Origin of the sequence: Bradyrhizobium diazoefficiens (assembly GCF_016616885.1) — a bacterium.
GTDB lineage: Bacteria > Pseudomonadota > Alphaproteobacteria > Rhizobiales > Xanthobacteraceae > Bradyrhizobium > Bradyrhizobium diazoefficiens_F.
This window is the reverse complement of record NZ_CP067102.1, coordinates 884,560-900,040: the sequence shown is the minus strand read 5'-3', so window position 1 is coordinate 900,040 and position 15,481 is coordinate 884,560. Positions and strand designations below refer to the sequence as shown.

The following is a 15,481-nucleotide window of genomic DNA, read 5'->3' as shown; positions in this document are numbered from 1 at the left end:
CGCGCGTGAGCGCGCCGGATGAGGGGTTCTTTCCATTCGCTCTACTGCTCGTGAGGATAGAGACCTCTCACCCGGCTTCGCTATGGCGAAGCCACCCTCTCCCACAACAAGGGGAGAGGGTACACTGAGCAGGCGGCGAGAGCCGCGAAGCCATCAAAACATCAGATTGTCCTTCACCAGCACCCAGCGGCCGCCCTTGACCTGCTGCACCTGGGTGATGGTGTTGGCGAGGTGGTCGGTCTTGGAGAATTTGGTCGGCGGCGAGTTGAAGATGTCGAGGAATTTCTCGCCTGCCTCGAGCGAGTCCAGCATCTTCTGCCCGGTCAGATCCTTGCCGGCCTTGTCCGCGTAGAACGCAAACGTCATCACCGCGTTGTAGCCGATGATCGCCTGCGTGTTGGCGTCGGTGTTGAACATCTTCTTGTAGTTGATCAGCCAGTCGTGGACCTTGCCCTTGGCGGTGTCCTCGTAAGGAATCTCGAAGCCTGATGCCGCATAGAGACCCTCGACCGCCTCCTTGCCCAGCGTCGGCACCTCCAGCACATTGGTCGGCGTGGCGCCGAGGAAGGTGACCTCCCAGCCGAGCTTCTTCGCCTCGCCCATCGCGCCGATGGTCTCGCGGATCACGGTGCCGAGCACGACCAGATCGCAGCCGTCGGACTTCATCTTGGCCACTTGCGCGCTGAAATCGGATGCGCCGCGCTTGTAGCTCGTGATCGAGGCGGGCTGCACCTTCATCGCGGCAAGCTGCTGGTTGAAGCCGTCGAGCACGTTCTTTCCGTACTCGTCGTCCTGATGCATGATGCAGGGCTTCTGAAAACCTTTCCACTCCATCATGTATTTCAGCGCGGCACGGGTGCTTTCGACGTAGGGCAGCAAATTGTTGAACTTCAGCCGCTCCTGCGGCTTGGCCGGGTCGAACTTGAAGGTGAACTCGGCCGCCGTCAGCGGAAACAGCTGGAGCACGCCGGCGTCGAACAGGATATCCTGGGCGGCAAGCACCGTGGGCGAACCCATTGGTCCGATCATCGCGAAGATCTTGTCGCGCTCGACCATCTTCTGCGAGGCCAGCACCGCCCTCTTCGGATCGTAGCCATTGTCCTCCAGGATCATCCTGATCTTGCGCCCCTGGATGCCGCCGGCCGCATTGATCTCCTCGACCGCCATCTTCATGCCGTTGGAAACCGGCACGCCCCAGACCTTGATCGGACCCGACAGATCCTGATGGGTGCCGATGACGATCTCGCTGGCCGAGATGCCTTCATTGGTGACCTTGGTTTGCGCTAGGGACGGCTGACAGGTGAGCGCCACCGCACCCACAGCAAGGCCGAACGCTCTCAACGATCTCGACATTGACGTCTCCTCTCCTTGGGGCCCGTATGATGCGAAGGGCGGGGCCGTCACCGCTTCGCTGTTTGCTTGCGCCTCACGCCACCGCGCGCGCGAGATACATCGCATCGATCTCCGCCGCGTAGCGCTTGTTCACGAAATTGCGCTTCAGCTTCATGGTCGGCGTCAGCTCCTCGTCCTCCGGGGTGAGCTGGCGCTCGATCAGGTAGAATTTCTTGATGGTCTCGACGCGGGCGAAGTTGGCGTTGACGCCTTCGATCTCGCGCCAGATCAGGTCCTGGATCTCCCTGGCCCGGCACAGGCTGGCGTAATTGGTGAAGGGGATGTCGTGGTCCTGGGCGAATTTCTCGACATTCTCCTGATCGATCATCACGAGACAGGTGAGATAGGGCCGCTTGTCGCCGATCACGACGGCATCCGAAATATAGGGCGAGAATTTGAGCTGGTTCTCGATCTCCGACGGCGTGATGTTCTTGCCGCCGGAGGTAATGATGATGTCCTTCATCCGGTCGGTGACGCGGACGAACCCCTCATTGTCGATGGTGCCGACGTCGCCGGTTCGCAGCCAGCCGCGAGGATCGATGGTCTCCGCCGTCTTCTCGGGCTGGTTCAGATAGCCCATGAACAGGAAGTCGCCCTTGATCAGGATCTCGCCGTCGGGCGAGAGCGCGACCTCGCCCCAGGGCACCGCCCTGCCGACCGAGCCGAGCTTGATGCGCGACGCGGGCATCATGGTCGCGACGCCACAGTTCTCGGTCTGGCCGTAGACCTCGTGAATGTCGATGCCGAGCGCGAGATACCAGCGGATCAGGTCCGGCGCGATCGGCGCCGCGCCGGTGAAGGCAATGCGACAGCGGTCGAGCCCGATCATGCGGCGGATGTTGCGGAAGGCCAACTGATAGGCGACGCGGTTGGCGATACGCAATGCCAGCGACGGCGCCTTGCCCTCGATCCGGCAGTCGACCATGCGATAACCGATCTTGATTGCATGGCGGTAGACCCATTGCTGAAGCGGCGTCGCATCCTTCAGCGCGATCGTGATGCCGGAATAGAATTTTTCCCAGATGCGCGGCACCGCGAGGAACACGGTCGGCTGGACCTCGCGCAGATTGTCCGGCACGGTCTCGGGACTCTCGGCAAAGTTCATCACCGAGCCGAGCGCGACCGAGATGTAGTAGCCGCCGACGCGCTCGGCGACATGACAGAGCGGCAGGAAGATCAGCCGGTCCTCGTCCTCCCGCGCCGGGATGAAGTCGTTGGCGTGCCCCATCTGGTGCGTGACGCTGCGGTTGGCATGCATGGCTCCCTTGGGCGGGCCTGTGGTGCCGGAGGTATAGACGAGAATTGCGAGATCACCGGCGCTGCGGCTGTTGATCATCTCCTGCCACAGTGCTTGGCGGCCGACCATATGGTTGCGGCCGAGCGCGCGAAACTCGTCCAGCGACATCACCATGTCGTCGGAGAAGCCAGAGAGGCCCTCCATGTCGAACACGACGATCCGTTGCAGGCTGGCACAGCGCGCGCGGCAAGCCAGGATCTTGTCGAGCTGCTCCTCGTCCTCGGCGAAGACCACCCGTGTCGCGGAATCATTGATGAGATATTCGACCTGGGCCGACGCGTCGGTCGGATAGATGCCGGACGAGACGCCTCCGGCGCACAGGATACCCATGTCGGAGAAGATCCATTCGGGCACGGCGTTGGCGATGATGGACGCGACGTCGCCGGGCACGAAGCCGGTGGCACGAAGACCGTAGGCGATCTCCTTCGAGATTTGCAGCCAGTCGCGCCAGCTCGTGGGCTGCCAGATGCCGAACTTCTTCTCGCGGATCGCAGGCCTGTCGCCGCGCACCTCTGCGGCGCGCAGGAAACTTCTCGCGATCGTGTCGGCGACCGTCAACACCGCCGGTCGGGCCATGCGTGTCTCCTCGTTGCCGCTTCGCGCCAACTCTTCATCGCCAAGTCTTCATCGCCACGTCTTCTTCTTTTTCCAGCGCCGCTCGCCTCGCGCGCCGGCTTCCTTGGCGCCAAGGTAAAATTCCTGGATGTCCTGCGAATGCATCAAGCGAGCGCAGCTATCGTTCATCACGACACGGCCGATCTCGAGCACATAGCCATAATGCGCGGTCTCCAGCGCCACGCGCGCATTTTGCTCGACCAGCAGGATCGACATGCCCTGCTCCTCGTTGACCCGGCGGATGATCGTAAAGATCTCCTTCACCAGGATTGGCGACAGGCCGAGTGAGGGCTCGTCGAGCAGCAGCAGCGTCGGCCGGTTCATCAGCGCGCGGCCGATCGCGAGCATCTGCTGCTCGCCACCGGAGAGCTGGCCGGCCGGCTGATTGATGCGCTCCTTCAATCGCGGGAAATAGCCGTAGACGCGCTCCAGATCGTCCGCGACACCGACGCGGTCGCTGCGCGGATAGGCGCCCATCATCAGGTTTTCGCGCACCGAGAGGAACGGGAACACCTCGCGTCCCTCCGGCACATGGCTGAGGCCCAGCCGCACGATGCGGTCGGCCTCCATGCGCTGAATCGGCTTGCCCATGAACTCGATCGCGCCCTTTTGCGGATCGAGAATGCCCGAGATGGTCTTCAGCACCGTGGTCTTGCCGGCACCGTTGGCGCCCAGCAGCGTGACGATGCGGCCGCGCGGCACCTCCAGCGAGATGCCGCGGATCGCCATGATCGGCCCGTAATAGCTCTCGATGTTGGAGAGTTTCAAGATCATCTCGGGCGCCGGGGTCGCATCCATGTATCACGCTCCCAGATACGCGGCGACGACATCGGGGTGCTGCTGCACTTCGGCCGGCGAGCCCACGGCGAGCACGCGGCCATAGTTCAGCGCGATGACACGGTCCGAGACGCGATTGACCAGCGACATGTCGTGCTCGACCATCAGCACGGTGACACCGAGCTCGCTCTTCATGTCGCGGATCCAGAACGACATGTCGTCGGTCTCCTCGACGTTGAGGCCGGAGGACGGCTCGTCGAGCAGGATCAGCTTCGGCTCCGAGCAGAGCGCGCGCGCGAGCTCGATCACCTTGCGCACGCCGTAGGGCAGGCCCGAGATCAATTTATCACGATACGGCTCGAGATCGAGGAACTCGATCACCTGCTCGACCCGGCGTCGATGCACCTTCTCGTTGGCGCGCACGCTCGGCAGAAACAGCAATTCCTGCCAGAGCTGCGTGGTGGAATGCCGATGGCGCCCGACCAGGAGGTTGGACAGCACCGTCGCATTCTCGAACAGCTCGATGTTCTGGAAGGTGCGGGCGATGCCGAGCCTGGCGATGTCGTAAGGCGGCTCTTCCGTGATGTCCTGGTCCTCGAAGAAGATGCGGCCCGAGGTCGGCCGGTAGATGCGCGAGATCAGATTGAAGATCGAGCTCTTGCCCGCGCCGTTCGGCCCGATGATCGAGAGGATCTCGCCCTTCTCGACCGCAAAGGACACCGCATCGACGGCCTTGAGGCCCCCAAAATGCAGTGACAGGTTCTCGGCGCGGAAATAGCTCATCGGTTCCGCTCCGACTTGACATAGATCTTCTGCCGCTTGAAGGTCGCGCGCTTGTAGAGCGGGAACAGCTGGAAAAAGAGCTTGATCTTCAGCCAGCGGCCGTAGATGCCGCGCGGCTCGAACAGCACGAACAGCATGATGATGATTCCGTAGATCGCGCCCTTCAGCCCGTTCAGCGAGGCAAAGGCCGCGACCTTGGACTGGATGTTTGCCGCGGTCGCCGTGCCCGCGCCGAACGTCGCGGCGATACCGGCGATGATGCCGGGCATGTCGTCCTTGAGATACGTCAGGAACGGATCGATCATCACGATGAAGATCGCGCCCAGCACGGCGCCGTGCAGGCTGAATGTGCCGCCGATCAGGATCACGATGATGAACTCGATCGAGAGCTGCAGCGTGAACATCTCCGGCGAGATGAAGGAGAGCTTGTGCGCGAACAGCACACCGGCAAAGCCGGTGATCGCGGCCGAGATCGCAAAGGATTTCACCTTGTAGAGCGCGACATTGACGCCCATGCTGCGCGCCGCGGTCTCCGAGTCCCGGATCGCGACGAAGGCGCGGCCCGTCGGCGAGCGCAACAGATTGAGCGTGCCGACGATGGTCAGCACCAGCACGGCAAGGCAGAGGAAATAGAAAGTCGGGCTGTCGCGCGAGACCGTCACGCCAAGCAGCGACAGCGCCTTGACCCGCAGGCCCTCGTTGCCGTTGGTGACGCTCTCCCAGCGCGCCAGAATCTCCTCGACGATGAAGGCGAACGCGATCGTGGCGATGACGAGATAGATGCCCTGCAGCCGCAGAGCCGGAAAGCCGACCAGCGCGCCGATGCAGCCGGTCAGGACGCCGGCGGCAAGGAAGTAGACCGGGAACGGGACATTGTATTTTTGCAAGTAGGCGGCCGTGTAGGCGCCGATCGCGAGGAACGCGGCGTGCCCGAGCGAGGCCTGTCCCGTAAAGCCGGTCAGGATCATCAGCGCCACGCCGACGGTGGCATAGATGCAGACGAAGACCAGCTGGCTCATCAGATAGCTGGAGAGCACGTAAGGCGCGATCAGCAGCACCGCGAGCAAGAGGCCATAGGAGACGACATGGCCTGAATGCGGGAAGAGCTTGATGTCGTCCTCATAGTCGGTCTTGAACAGGAAGCGCATGCGCTCAGACCTTCTTGCGGGCGTGCAGGCCGAACAGGCCTTCGGGCTTCAGCAGCAGCACGGCCAGCAGCACGATATAGGGCGCGACGTCCTTCCAGCCTTCCGCCAGATAGAACCCGGCCATGCTCTCGATCACGCCGATCAGCACGCCGCCGACGACGGCGCCCGGGATCGAGCCGAAGCCGCCGAGCACGGCGGCCGGAAACGCCTTCAAGCCGAGCACGAGGCCGACATTGGAGTGGATGAAAGTGATCGGCGCCAGCAGCACACCGGCGCAGGTCGCGACCGCTGCGCTGATGGCCCAGACGATCGACACCACGCGCTTGACCGGAATGCCCATGTAGTAGGCCGCCAGCATGTTCTCGGAACTGGCGCGCATCGCGGTGCCGAGCGTGGTCTTGTTGAAGAACAGCCAGAGCAGCGCGCAGAGAATGACGGTCGCCGCGATCACCGAGAGCTTGTCATGGGCGAGCACCAGCGATCCGATGCGCAGCACGCCCTGGCTGAACGGCGTCTCGATCTTGAAATCGTCGGTGCCCCAGATCATGCCGGCGACCGAGCGCAGGAAATAGCCGAGGCCGATGGTGGCCATGATGATGGAGAATTGCGGATAACCGAGGATCGGCCGCACCACGATCCGCTCCGCCAGCATGCCGAACAGCGCCATCGCGGCCACCGCACCGGCAAAGCCGATCCAGTAGTTCAGGCCCATCATGCCGATGAAGGTGAAGGCGAAGAAGCCGCCGAGCATCATCAGATCGCCCTGGGCGAAATTGACGACCTCGGTGGCCTTGTAGACGAGCACGAAGCCGAGTGCGATCAGGCCGTAGACACAGCCGAGCGCAACACCGCTGACCAGCTGCTGAACGAAATCCAGCATCGCCGCGTCCTCCGGATGCAACCTGCGGTTCTTGACGACCGCCTTGCCGCATCTTGTGTCCAGCCCCTACGCGGTCGTTTCACCGCGTGAGCTGCCCTTTGTCCCGGCGCCAATTCAGCCTGAACCGCCAAGCCCTGTCAACAAACGGTGACTTGCCTTTAGTCCAAGGCGCAGTCGAAGTCGGAAGCGGAATTTGCGGCAGCGCGATTCACGGTGCCGAAACATCTTCAAGTCATGGTCGCGACCGATGCAAAACCGGATGGTGTGGCCGTCATGAAGCCGGACAGCTCGGCGCTGGAAGTCCGAGGGTTAACGAAGCGTTTTGACCGTTTGGCGGTCGACAGCCTCGATCTCACCATCCATGCCGGCGAATTCTATGCGCTGGTCGGCCCCAATGGCGCCGGCAAGACCACCACTTTGCGCATGGTTGCAGGCCTGCTGCGACCCGACGATGGCGGCGTTTCGATCTTCGGCATCGACGCGCTTCAAAATCCGGTCGCCGCCAAGCAGGTGATGGCGTGGGTCTCCGACGAGCCCATGATCTATGACAAGCTCACTCCGCTCGAATATCTCGAATTCGTCGCCGGCCTCTGGGGCATCGCACCGTCCGCTTCGAAACCGGTCGCCGAGGAGCTCCTGAGCTCGCTCGGGCTTGAATCGCACCGCCACGAACGCTGCGAAGGGTTCTCCAAGGGCATGCGCCAGAAGGTGGCGCTTGCCGGCGCGCTGGTGCACGATCCCCGCCTCATCATTCTCGACGAGCCGCTGACCGGGCTCGACGCCATCTCCGCCCGCCATGTGAAGGGCCTGCTGAGCGAGCGCGTTCAGGCCGGCTGCACGATTATCATGACCACGCATATTCTCGAGGTGGCCGAGCGCATGGCCGACCGCATCGGCGTGATCGCCTCGGGCCGTCTGGTCGCGGAGGGCACGCTGAGCGAGCTGCGTCAGCAGAACGGCCATGCCGACACCAGCCTGGAAGATCTCTTCATCGCATTGGTGACGCTCCAGGAAGCTGCATGAGTTCGGCGACCGCGCTCTCCTGGTTTGCACGTCACGAGCTTCGGCTCGCCTGGCGCGAATGGTTCGCCATGATGACGGGCGGCCGGCGCAGGCGCGCCCGTGCCGCTGTGATCGGCCTGCTGTTTTTCGCCGCGCTGCTGCATGTGCCGGCCTGGGCCGTGATCGGCCGTTTCGCCAATCTGCAACTGCCGCTCGACAAATCCTCGCTGATCGTGATCTCGGCGACGATCTTTCTCGCCTGGACCTTGATGCTGTCGCAAGCGATCGAATCCGTAACGCGGGTGTTCTATGCCCGCGCCGATCTCGACCTCATCATGTCCTCGCCGGCGCGGCTCGCCAATCTGTTCTCGGTGCGCATCGCCGCGATCGCGCTTACCGTTACCGTGATGGCGCTGCTGTTCTCGACGCCCTTCATCGACGTGCTGGTGATCGGCGGCGGCGCGCGGTGGCTTGCCGCCTTCGGCGTCGTCATTGCGATGGGCCTGTCGGCCGCGGCGATCGCGATTGCCGTCACCATCCTGCTGTTTGGCCTGATCGGTCCGGCGCGCACGCGGTTCGTGGCTCAGATCCTGGCCGCGATCATCGGCGCGGGCTTCGTGATCGCGCTCCAGGTCGCCGCGATCATCTCCTACGGCACGCTGTCGCGCTTCACCATCCTGACGTCAGGCACCCTCGCCGCCCATGCACCCGACGTCGACAGCATCTGGTGGTGGCCGGCGCGGGCGACCATGGGTGACAGCGAGGCGCTGCTGCTGCTGCTCGCGCTCGGGCTTGTGCTGCTCGGATGCGTCATGGCGATCTTCTCGGGCCGCTTCGCCGACACCGCGATCGACGCCGCCGCCTATGGCACGTCCGGCCGCAAGCGCGCGAAGGAACGTCCGTTCCGCGGCGGGTCGCGGCAGCAGGCGTTGCGGCGCAAGGAATTCGTGCTGCTCTGTCGCGATCCCTGGCTGATCTCGCAGACCCTGATGCAGCTGCTCTATCTGGTGCCGCCGGCGCTGCTGCTGTGGCGCAGCTTTGCCGACAGCTCTGCCGCGCTGACGCTGATCTCGCCGGTCATCGTGATGGCCGCGGGCCAGCTCGCCGGCGGGCTCGCCTGGCTGACGATCTCCGGCGAAGACGCGCCTGATCTGGTCGCGACAGCGCCGCTGACGCCCACGAGCGTCATCCGCGCCAAGATCGAGGTGGTGCTGATCGCGATCGCCATCATCTTCAGCCCGCTGGTGGCCGCGCTGGCTTTCGCCTCGCCATTCCAGGCTGCGGTTACGGCAGCCATGATCATCATCAGCGCCGCCTCAGCCACAGCGATCCAGCTCTGGTTCCGGGTCCAGGCCCGGCGCAGCCAATTCCGCCGCCGCCAGACCTCGTCACGGCTTGCCACCTTCGCCGAAGCCTTCTCCTCGATTGGCTGGGCCGCCACCGCTGCCTTGCTGCTCACGCTCCCGATCGCCGGCATCGTCAGCGGCCTGATCACCGCGGGCCTGGTTGCCATCACCTGGAGGTTCAGCCCAAGACGGGAATGAGGGCAGCGCTCATTTGTCTCTTTAAGGCCAGTCCATTCTGCGTTATTGATGGGAAATGCAGACATTCAAGGTGACCGCTGAAGGGCAGGTGACGCTGACCGCCGAGTTGCTCAAGCACCTTGGTGTGCAGCCGGGCGATATGCTCGTCGCAAGTGAACTTCCGAACGGAAGCGTTGAATTGAGAGCGCCATCAAAGGGCAAGATTTCAGACGCTTTTGGCTTCTTGCGCACGCAGAGGAAAGGCCCTCCTCTCTCGATCGAGGAAATGAATGAAATCGTCGCTGCGGCTTGGGCAGGCGAACGGTAGACCTGCGGCACTGACGCGCTGTTGATCGCGTCCTGTTGGCCACGCGCGGCATTGCACGCTAGACTTTCCCTGACGTCATCGGGGACTGGACATGTGGCGATTAGTTTCGGCGGCATTTGCGCTGTTGAGCGCATGTCTCTCCCCTGCCCTCGCCCAACAGCCGCCACAGCGCAGCGAATGCCTGGCGATGGCGAATGCGGCGCCCCGCGCCATGCCGGTCGCGTTCCGGCAGGCGGCGGTCGCGGCCGAGGTCGAGATCACCTATGCCGGTCACTCCACCTATTTCATCGACACGCCGGGCGGTGTGCGCATCGCGACCGATTACAGCGGCGCCTATCAGGTCGGCCGGCTGCCCGATGTCGTCACCATGAACCGGGCCCACAGCACCCACTATTCTCTCAATCCCGACAAGCGCATTCCCCATGTGCTGCACGGCTGGGCGAGGACGGCAAGCCGGCTATCGTGTCGGAACGCATCGGCGACACTTTCATCCGCAACGTCACCACCGACATCCGCCGCTACTTTGGTGACGATTCCGGCGCCGACATGATCCGCGACGGCAATTCGATCTTCATCTTCGAGGTTGCGGGCCTCTGCATCGGCCATCTCGGCCATTTGCATCATAAGCTCGACGAGAGCCATTTCGCCCAGATCGGGCGGCTCGACATCGTGATGGTGCCGATCGACGGCACCTACACCATGTCGCTCGACGGCGTCTCGGAGATCACCAAGCGCTTACGCGCCTCGGTGGTGCTGCCGATGCACCGCTTCGCCGCCCCGCTCGACGAGTTCATGCGCCGCATCGGCCAGCAGTTCGAGATCGACCGCCGCACCGAGCGCTCTCTGCTGATATCGCGGGATACGCTCCCGTCGACGCCGACGGTGATCATTCTCGACGGGGTTTGACGCGCAATTTTCTCCAAGTCAGCCGCCGACCGGTCGTGCTGATCTCCGGACAACAGGAGATCGACATGACCGACTTTGCGAGATTACTGCACGCGAACGGACCCAACCCCGAGCATGCGGCGGCGCTTCAGCTCTATGGCCGCTTCGTCGGCGATTGGGATGCCGAGATCACCGCCCACGGCGCTGACGGAACGAAGCACACCGCACCCGGCGAAATCCATTTCGGCTGGGTGCTGGAAGGGCGCGCCATCCAGGACGTCTGGATCATTCCCCGTCCCGCCGGCGCGCCCGCCTTCCCGATCGCCGGCAATTGGTACGGCACGACGTTGCGGGTTTACGATTCCTCCATGTCCGCGTGGCGGATTTCCTGGTTCGACCCTGGGCGCGCGGTGTTCCGTCAGCAGATCGGCCGTCCGCGCGGCGACGACATCGTGCAGGAAGGCACGACCGAAGCCGGCGACCTGACGCGCTGGAGTTTCGTTGAAATCACAGACGATTCCTTTCACTGGCTTGGCGAGGTCAAGCCGGCGACGGCCGCCGATTGGCGGCTGGTGGTGGATGTCAGGGCAAAGCGACGCAAAGGCTGACGAGAACGTCGCCAGAGAGCGAACGACCATCATGACGCGAAAGAGGGGCCGGGATATTGGTCCCGCCCCCTCTTCCGTCGTGGCCGCTGGGAAGCGTCCTTGAAAAAGATTAGCCGGCACCCATGAGGGTGCGGGACGGCCGCTCGCCGGGCGAGACGAACATCCGCTTGAGCTTGTTGACGACGCGGATCATGAAGCCGATGACGGCCGGGTTGGTCTTGCGGCAGAAGGCGATCTTCTTGACGTGGCCTTCGACATGCCATTTGGCATGCGCGCCATCGCGGAAGAAAATGACGTCGCCGATACCGTAGCGCTTCGGCGGCATGCCGTCGCTCTCCAACACGATCGATCCTTCGAGGATCATGATCGTCTCGTCGAAATCATAGTACCAGTTGAAGCGGCCTTCGGTGCAGGACCAAATGATGGTCGAGGAGGTGCCATCCGAGCTGGTCGACAGGATGTGCGAACGCGAGACCGGGTTTCCCTCGATGATCCAGGCCGGCTCGATCGGCCGCAGCTCCAGATCCACGTTACAACTACCGATTTCAATCAATGCCGGCGACATCTGCTTCCCCAGAAGGTACAATGTGATTAACCGGGCTTAATCCCGGATTGCTTCGAAAGATGTTGAGAACGCTAGTGACCGGTTTTTAATTCTTCCTTACGCCGGCCCCCGACAATCAGCCGCAAGTTGCAGATGCGAAGCGGTTAACGTCGAGATTTCGCTGCAAATTCGTGCACATGAACCGATCTTTTCCGGGGTGCGACAAAGTGCGCGGAACGACTAGAAGGAGCCCCGTCGATGCCCCTGACCCCAGAGGTCCTGATAGCCCAAGGCGAGGTCGTGGCATGGCTTGGCAGCCTCGACGTCTCGTTCGCGCCGGACGAGGAGCCCTGGTTCACCATCGACGGCGTCGAAAGCCCACGGCAGATCGGTAGTGACGGCTCAGGCGGCGCTTTCGTACTGCTGCCGTCGCAGAATGTGCTCTATGTCTCACCGGATGGACGCGCGGGCATTATCGCCGAGAGCTTCGAAGCATTCATCCAGATCGTGGTCGCCCGCCCCTATTGGCTCGACATCCTCAAATTCTCCGCCGGCGGCGACCTCCAGGAGATGCGGCGCGCGGCGGATGCGCTGGAGGCGACGCTCGACGACGAGGACGACGTCAACGAGGCGAGAGAGGAGATCCGCACGCAGCTCGACCTGTCGGAGGGGGACGATCCGGTCGGCGCGCTCTATGAGGCGGTCGCGGCTTCAGACGCCATCGTGCGGGCCACCGACGGCAGCCCGTTCACGACACTGTTCAATCGCTTCAGCATCGACAACAACCCGATGCTGCGCAACGCGGCGGCGTGAGACACAAGAAAGACTGTCGCGAGGGACGTTCACCTCTCCCCAGCGGGGAGAGCTGAAGAACTCGCGGGCACGATCGTGGGTTACTTCGCCCACTCGCCCTTGCGGAATACCGGCACCTTGCTGCCGTCGGCCAGAATGCCGTCGATGTCAGTCTCGGCCGAGCCGATCATCCAGTCGATATGAATCAGGCTCTGGTTGCCGCCCTGCGCGGCGATCTGCTGCGGGGTGAGCTGCGCGCCGTTGATGAAGCACTTCGAGTAGCACTGGCCGAGCGCGATGTGGGACGCTGCGTTCTCGTCGAACAGCGTGTTGTAGAACAACAGCCCGCTCTGCGAGATCGGCGAGGAATGCGGCACCAGCGCCACCTCGCCGAGCCGGCGCGCGCCCTCGTCGGTGTCGAGCACCTTGTTCAGCACCTCCGCGCCGCGCGAAGCCTTGGCATCGACGATCCTGCCGTCCTCGAAACGCACCGCGATGTCGTCGATCAGTGTGCCCTGGTAGGACAGCGGCTTCGAGCTCACGACATGGCCATAGACCCGCCGGCAATGCGGCGTGGTGAAGACCTCTTCGGTCGGGATGTTGGCATTGCAGCTGATGCCGTTCTTGGAGAGCGAGGCGCCGCCTTCCCATTCATGGCCATCAGCCAAGCCGATGGTGAGGTCGGTGCCGGGACCTGAATATTGCAGCGCGCGGAAGCGCTGGCCGTTGAGCCAGTTGGTGCGCTCGCGCAGCACCGCATTGTGGCTCGCCCAATTGGCCGTGGCGTCCTCGCGATCGACGCGGGACGCGGCGAAGATCGCGTCCGCGAGCTTGCCGACCGCGACATCTTCGGGATCATTCGGGAAGACCTGCTTCGCCCAGGACGCGCTCGGATAGGCAATGATGTTCCAGTTGGTGTCGAAATTGACGATCTTTTCCAGCGCCGGCTGATAGGCCATGGAATTGGCCTTGCTGGCGCGCGCCACCTTGGAAGCATCTTCGCCCGACAGCAGCATCGGATTGTCGCCAACGATGGCGAGACGCGCGGTGTTGTTCGAGAACGCCTTCGCCATGCCCTCGTAGAGCCAGTTGGCGGCGCGATCAAAGCTGTTGTCGTGGCCGTGGCGATAGCGCGCCAGCGTCATCTCCTCGTCGGAGAGGATCGGCGTCACGATGCCGGCACCGGCTTTATAGGCGTGGACGGCGATCCGCCGCACCAGCGGCAGCGCCATCGCCGGCGCCGTCAGAAGAAGGTCCTGTCCCGGCCGCAAGCCCAATCCCACCTTCACCGCCACCTCGGCCAATCGGTCGAGCTTCACGGGATCGATGGACGTAGCGGAATTGCGTTGATCGGTCATGCCGGGTCCTCTGTCGGAATCTCTCGTTCAATCTAAGTCTAGCATCACGAGACACAAGTGCGCGAGCGTCTTGCGGGACGTGAAGATACGGAGTTTCACGCAGTTTGGTTTTCAGCGCGTTGCCGATTTCAGCACCCGGTCGACCATGGCGGGCGCAAGACCGAGGTAATTTTTCGGTGAAGTGAGGGCCTCGATGGTAGCGCGATCGATTTGGGCCGCGACGCGCGGATCGGCCGACAGCGCGTCGGCGAGGCTGATGCCTTTCTCGTTGGCGAGCCGGCAGGCGTCGTAGACCACGTCGTGCGCATCCTGCCGGCCGATCTGCGCCGCGAGCCCCATCATGACCGCTTCGGCCACAATCAGACCGCGACTAAGGGCGAGGTTGTCGTTCATCTTGTTCTCGTTCACGATGAGGCCCGCGAGCGCGAACTTCGCCTGGTGCAGGGAGCCTGCGGTCAGCACGAAACTCTCGGGGATCGCCATCCATTCGGCGTGCCACGGACCGGTGGCGCGCTCGAAATCCTGCACCATGGCATCGAGCATCAGGCCCGCCTGCTGGCGCACCGCCTTGGATGCTGCGAGCATCAGCTCGGACGAGATCGGGTTGCGCTTCTGCGGCATGGTCGAGGAGGCGCCGCGCCCCTTGACGAAGGGCTCGTAAACCTCGGCGAATTCGGTCGAGGCCATGAGCATGATGTCGAGCGCGATCTTGCCGAGCGAGCCGGTGACGAGGGCGAGGAAGTTGACGGCTTCGGCAAAGCCGTCGCGCGCGACGTGCCAGGTGGAAACGGGAACGCCCAGCTTCAACTCGGCGCAGAGCGCCTCCTGCACCTCGAAACCCTTGTCGCCGAGCGAGGCCAGTGTGCCGGCGGCGCCGGCAAACTGCCCGACGAGAACCCGCGGCTTCAGTTGCTCAAGACGCTCGGCATGGCGGTCGAACATCGCAAGCCAGATCGCAGTCTTGTAGCCGAAGGTCACCGGCAGCGCCTGCTGGAGATGGGTGCGGCCGGCCATCGGCGTGTCGCGATGACGCTGCGAGAGATCGGCGAGGATTTTTCGAAGCTCGGCGATATCGCGCTCGATGATCTCGAAGCCGGCGCGCAGCTGCAGCACCACGGCGGTGTCCATGATGTCCTGCGTGGTTGCGCCCCAATGCACGTAGCGGCCGGCCTCGCCGCACTGCTTCACCATCTGATGCACCAGCGGCAAAATCGGGTAGCCGACAATGTCGGTCTCCTGCCGCAGCAGATCGAAATCGAGCGCAGCGATGTCGGTCCGCGCCGCGATCTGGTCGGCGGCTGCCAGCGGGATCACGCCGCATCGCGCCTCCGCTTTCGCCAGCGCCACCTCGATTTCGGCATAGCGCGCAAGCAGCGCGACGTCGGAAAACACCTCGCGCATCGCAGGCGTGCCGAAGGCATCGCGAAACAGCAGGGAGTCGAGCACCGTGGTCGAGGCGGAAAAGGCGGGCATGGGCGTTTCTTTGCGGCCGTTGTTATGTGTGGGAGGGAACTTACGCGGGTTATTGAGCCGAACAATCAACATTCAC

General features: G+C 63.3%; 14 protein-coding genes and 1 pseudogene. 6 read left to right on the top strand and 9 right to left on the bottom strand.

The features are described from left to right. Positions 1 to 153: 153 nt before the first annotated feature. From JJC00_RS04180 to JJC00_RS04155, 6 genes are all read right to left on the bottom strand, one after another. Positions 154 to 1,353 carry an ABC transporter substrate-binding protein gene (locus JJC00_RS04180; RefSeq protein ID WP_200471488.1) on the bottom strand — a complete coding sequence of 400 codons (1,200 nt, stop codon included), beginning with the start codon at positions 1,351 to 1,353 and terminating at the stop codon, positions 154 to 156. A 73-nt stretch (positions 1,354 to 1,426) separates the two neighbouring features. Then, on the bottom strand, positions 1,427 to 3,265 hold the full coding sequence (locus JJC00_RS04175; protein ID WP_200471487.1) for an AMP-dependent synthetase/ligase: 1,839 nt from the start codon (positions 3,263 to 3,265) through the stop codon (positions 1,427 to 1,429). A 48-nt stretch (positions 3,266 to 3,313) separates the two neighbouring features. Continuing rightward, a complete protein-coding gene (locus tag JJC00_RS04170; protein WP_200471486.1) occupies positions 3,314 to 4,102 on the bottom strand; it encodes an ABC transporter ATP-binding protein in 789 nt (262 codons plus the stop codon). A 3-nt stretch (positions 4,103 to 4,105) separates the two neighbouring features. Continuing rightward, positions 4,106 to 4,864 (bottom strand): ABC transporter ATP-binding protein, encoded by a 759-nt coding sequence (locus tag JJC00_RS04165; protein ID WP_200471485.1) that lies wholly within the window; start codon positions 4,862 to 4,864, stop codon positions 4,106 to 4,108. Beyond that, positions 4,861 to 6,012 carry a branched-chain amino acid ABC transporter permease gene (locus JJC00_RS04160; protein WP_200471484.1) on the bottom strand — a complete coding sequence of 384 codons (1,152 nt, stop codon included), beginning with the start codon at positions 6,010 to 6,012 and terminating at the stop codon, positions 4,861 to 4,863. Before JJC00_RS04160 ends, JJC00_RS04165 begins: the two co-directional genes overlap by 4 nt. A 4-nt stretch (positions 6,013 to 6,016) precedes the next feature. Next, a complete protein-coding gene (locus JJC00_RS04155; protein ID WP_200471483.1) occupies positions 6,017 to 6,892 on the bottom strand; it encodes a branched-chain amino acid ABC transporter permease in 876 nt (291 codons plus the stop codon). A gap of 273 nt (positions 6,893 to 7,165) precedes the next feature. Here JJC00_RS04155 and JJC00_RS04150 point away from each other — a divergent pair, with 273 nt between their 5' ends. The 5 genes and pseudogenes from JJC00_RS04150 (at position 7,166) to JJC00_RS04130 (ending at position 11,238) form a co-directional block, all read left to right on the top strand. Then, complete coding sequence (locus JJC00_RS04150) at positions 7,166 to 7,915, top strand: ABC transporter ATP-binding protein (RefSeq protein WP_200473974.1); 750 nt, start codon at positions 7,166 to 7,168, stop codon at positions 7,913 to 7,915. After that, the gene (locus JJC00_RS04145; protein WP_200471482.1) at positions 7,912 to 9,438 is read left to right on the top strand and encodes a permease; all 1,527 of its coding nucleotides are present in this window, start codon (positions 7,912 to 7,914) and stop codon (positions 9,436 to 9,438) included. The genes JJC00_RS04150 and JJC00_RS04145 overlap by 4 nt, the downstream gene beginning before the upstream one ends. 55 nt (positions 9,439 to 9,493) lie before the next feature. Continuing rightward, positions 9,494 to 9,745, top strand: coding sequence for an AbrB/MazE/SpoVT family DNA-binding domain-containing protein (locus JJC00_RS04140; protein ID WP_200471481.1), 252 nt, complete (start codon positions 9,494 to 9,496; stop codon positions 9,743 to 9,745). A gap of 91 nt (positions 9,746 to 9,836) precedes the next feature. Continuing rightward, a pseudogene (locus JJC00_RS04135) lies at positions 9,837 to 10,651 on the top strand (MBL fold metallo-hydrolase). Positions 10,652 to 10,716: 65 nt separating this feature from the next. Further along, positions 10,717 to 11,238, top strand: coding sequence for a hypothetical protein (locus JJC00_RS04130; protein ID WP_200471480.1), 522 nt, complete (start codon positions 10,717 to 10,719; stop codon positions 11,236 to 11,238). A 109-nt stretch (positions 11,239 to 11,347) separates the two neighbouring features. On the opposite strand, the gene JJC00_RS04125 is transcribed toward JJC00_RS04130, so the two are convergent. Further along, positions 11,348 to 11,803 (bottom strand): cupin domain-containing protein, encoded by a 456-nt coding sequence (locus JJC00_RS04125; RefSeq protein WP_200471479.1) that lies wholly within the window; start codon positions 11,801 to 11,803, stop codon positions 11,348 to 11,350. 237 nt (positions 11,804 to 12,040) lie between these two features. On the opposite strand from JJC00_RS04125, the gene JJC00_RS04120 reads away from it, so the two are divergent. Then, the gene (locus JJC00_RS04120; RefSeq protein WP_200471478.1) at positions 12,041 to 12,595 is read left to right on the top strand and encodes a hypothetical protein; all 555 of its coding nucleotides are present in this window, start codon (positions 12,041 to 12,043) and stop codon (positions 12,593 to 12,595) included. A gap of 80 nt (positions 12,596 to 12,675) precedes the next feature. Here the strand turns inward: JJC00_RS04120 and JJC00_RS04115 are convergent, their stop codons facing one another. Together JJC00_RS04115 and pcaB are read right to left on the bottom strand one after the other, a co-directional pair. After that, complete coding sequence (locus JJC00_RS04115) at positions 12,676 to 13,932, bottom strand: aminopeptidase (RefSeq protein WP_200471477.1); 1,257 nt, start codon at positions 13,930 to 13,932, stop codon at positions 12,676 to 12,678. A gap of 111 nt (positions 13,933 to 14,043) precedes the next feature. After that, the gene (gene pcaB, locus JJC00_RS04110; RefSeq protein WP_200471476.1) at positions 14,044 to 15,405 is read right to left on the bottom strand and encodes a 3-carboxy-cis,cis-muconate cycloisomerase; all 1,362 of its coding nucleotides are present in this window, start codon (positions 15,403 to 15,405) and stop codon (positions 14,044 to 14,046) included. Positions 15,406 to 15,481 lie beyond the last annotated feature (76 nt).

Excerpts from the sequence above, each read along its gene's own strand:
- JJC00_RS04180 (WP_200471488.1), bottom strand. The coding sequence starts at position 1,353 with ATGTCGAGATCGTTGAGAGCGTTCGGCCTTGCTGTGGGTGCGGTGGCG.
- JJC00_RS04175 (WP_200471487.1), bottom strand. The coding sequence starts at position 3,265 with ATGGCCCGACCGGCGGTGTTGACGGTCGCCGACACGATCGCGAGAAGT.
- JJC00_RS04170 (WP_200471486.1), bottom strand. The coding sequence starts at position 4,102 with ATGGATGCGACCCCGGCGCCCGAGATGATCTTGAAACTCTCCAACATC.
- JJC00_RS04165 (WP_200471485.1), bottom strand. The coding sequence starts at position 4,864 with ATGAGCTATTTCCGCGCCGAGAACCTGTCACTGCATTTTGGGGGCCTC.
- JJC00_RS04160 (WP_200471484.1), bottom strand. The coding sequence starts at position 6,012 with ATGCGCTTCCTGTTCAAGACCGACTATGAGGACGACATCAAGCTCTTC.
- JJC00_RS04155 (WP_200471483.1), bottom strand. The coding sequence starts at position 6,892 with ATGCTGGATTTCGTTCAGCAGCTGGTCAGCGGTGTTGCGCTCGGCTGT.
- JJC00_RS04150 (WP_200473974.1), top strand. The coding sequence starts at position 7,166 with ATGAAGCCGGACAGCTCGGCGCTGGAAGTCCGAGGGTTAACGAAGCGT.
- JJC00_RS04145 (WP_200471482.1), top strand. The coding sequence starts at position 7,912 with ATGAGTTCGGCGACCGCGCTCTCCTGGTTTGCACGTCACGAGCTTCGG.
- JJC00_RS04140 (WP_200471481.1), top strand. The coding sequence starts at position 9,494 with ATGCAGACATTCAAGGTGACCGCTGAAGGGCAGGTGACGCTGACCGCC.
- JJC00_RS04130 (WP_200471480.1), top strand. The coding sequence starts at position 10,717 with ATGACCGACTTTGCGAGATTACTGCACGCGAACGGACCCAACCCCGAG.
- JJC00_RS04125 (WP_200471479.1), bottom strand. The coding sequence starts at position 11,803 with ATGTCGCCGGCATTGATTGAAATCGGTAGTTGTAACGTGGATCTGGAG.
- JJC00_RS04120 (WP_200471478.1), top strand. The coding sequence starts at position 12,041 with ATGCCCCTGACCCCAGAGGTCCTGATAGCCCAAGGCGAGGTCGTGGCA.
- JJC00_RS04115 (WP_200471477.1), bottom strand. The coding sequence starts at position 13,932 with ATGACCGATCAACGCAATTCCGCTACGTCCATCGATCCCGTGAAGCTC.
- pcaB (WP_200471476.1), bottom strand. The coding sequence starts at position 15,405 with ATGCCCGCCTTTTCCGCCTCGACCACGGTGCTCGACTCCCTGCTGTTT.